Genomic DNA, 1,650 nt, shown 5'->3' on the forward strand with positions numbered 1-1,650 from the left:
CACATCCATCAACTTAAGGTATATTTTTATACAAAATGCGGTCTTTCCATATAGTTTTTTATTATCTTTTATAGATTTTATAAAAGTGGGCATATCAAATAAACCCTGACGGGTTTCAATTTTTTTACTATGCTACCTGATGAGTAGAAGTGGTATACTCATAAACAACACCCAAAATATCAAAGACTGTCTTTTTCTCATATCGATGAGATTTTCGTCCGTTGTGCTGTAGGAGGTTAAACAGACGAAGGAGAACCTTTGATAATTCTTGGGTGTTTTTGTGTAATGCTTGGTAAAAAAGTAAAAAATAATCCTTAATTATGTACATCGCTTTATATTCACTTAGCTCTTTCTGTTTCTTACGTAACAGGAGTTCTCGCATTTTAAACATAGTAGAAGAACATAATAGAATACTAATGAGTTGCCCATAAAGGTGACATTCTAATCGTTCTTGTTTAATAGATTTACAACGATGAATTTGAAACCAAGATTTCCATATTTTAAATAACAGCTCAATTTGCCAACGTAGTGAATATAAATCATAAATTTTCTCTTTTGGTACCCATTCCGTAGGAATGTTTGTCATATATACCGTAATACCTTGTAAAAGTTTCGTACGCTCTGTATATGTAATTCCTTTTTTCTTTTCGCGAATAGCTCGATCACGTAGGCGTTTCTTTTTTTGCTCCTCGGTACATCTATAAACTACAATACGAGTAGGCAGTTTGTCTTTACTCCCTACATATACATCATGTAATTCATACACTTGGCCAGGCTGCAATTGTTTCATGATGTCTTCCAAATGAATTTGTGTATATACCGGTTTCAATTGAGCAGGTTTTGTTTTAAATACCACTGTTTCAAATTCTTTTCTATATATTTTAGTTGGTAACTTAAGACGTGATAAATAATATCCCTGCTTATCTTGAATAGACTTAAAGTCTTGTAGACGAAAATATCCTAAGTCACGAATATATAGTTCATTCTTTTGTGCCATGCCTGTTCGAGTCGCACTATATGCCTGATCACTTCGTTTTCCTGGTTCAATTTCCACATCAGAAAATTTTCCACTCAACAAGTCATACTCTAGTTGAATTTTCACACCAGCTGTATGACTACATCCTCCGGCACCAGGATAAGTAGTTGCGAATCGATTTGGAACTTGGAAGGTTGTAGAATCAAGGACGAGAATCCGCTCAAAATAAGAAGAAAGAGAATGAGAAATCTTAGATACTCCTCCAATTTTAGCTTGTAGAAGTGTAGTAAATACAGTTCGAAAAAAGGCTACAGAAGCCGAGTTAAATCGTCGATTAAGTCCCTCCGGACTTAATAAGATTCCTGTTGAAGTTTCTAATTGACTACAAAGTTGAGTAAGAGAGGTAGTAGCGATTTGTTGATTTAACCATACACACAAAGATAAGAAATGGTGCCCGTGGCACTTACGTTTTCGTTTCATTCCGCCTGCTTCTATAGCTAATTGATTAAGTGTAGCGGGAGACATATATCGATATAACTCTTCGGCAAATAAAGATAACTCTTGTTTTTGGTGCATATTCATAAAAAGCACGTCACCCTTTCTCATTAACATAAGAGAATAGTAACGTGCTTTTAGCTTCAAAAATAGTCTAAATCCTTAAGTTGATGGATGTG

The 1,650-nt window shown here is 34.6% G+C and carries 1 protein-coding gene; it reads right to left on the reverse strand.

Annotation, left to right across the window (positions count from 1 at the left end; translation table 11 throughout):
• Window positions 1-127: 127 nt before the first annotated feature.
• Window positions 128-1,558 carry an IS4 family transposase gene (locus CN326_RS23580; protein WP_098311359.1) on the reverse strand — a complete coding sequence of 477 codons (1,431 nt, stop codon included), beginning with the start codon at window positions 1,556-1,558 and terminating at the stop codon, window positions 128-130.
• Window positions 1,559-1,650 lie beyond the last annotated feature (92 nt).

It is taken from the genome of Bacillus sp. AFS018417 (assembly GCF_002560985.1).
GTDB lineage: Bacteria > Bacillota > Bacilli > Bacillales > Bacillaceae_G > Bacillus_A > Bacillus_A rhizoplanae.